Annotated in this window: 1 pseudogene; it reads left to right on the forward strand. The window is 39.8% G+C overall.

The annotated features are described in order from the left end of the window. Positions 1-246 (forward strand): annotated as a pseudogene (locus JFU56_RS22665) (1-acyl-sn-glycerol-3-phosphate acyltransferase); the annotation flags it as partial.

Raw genomic sequence — 246 nt, forward strand, 5'->3', positions numbered from 1 at the left:
ATGAAATTCCAGCGGCACTAAACCGTCTTATTAATGATGAAGAATTTATCAGTGCGATTCTGCACTATCGTTTTTCAAACCATGCGTCTTGGTTTAAAGCATTAATGAGCCCGATCTTGCGCGTTTACTTGAAAATGAAATGGAGCAAGCTGACCAGCGTTGAATCCATTCAGATTGAAGTTAAGAAATACTTGCGAGATACATTAGCGAAAACCACGAATGGTGTGACATACACAGGTGTAGAGT

Source organism: Moritella sp. F3, assembly GCF_015082335.1.
Lineage (GTDB): Bacteria > Pseudomonadota > Gammaproteobacteria > Enterobacterales > Moritellaceae > Moritella.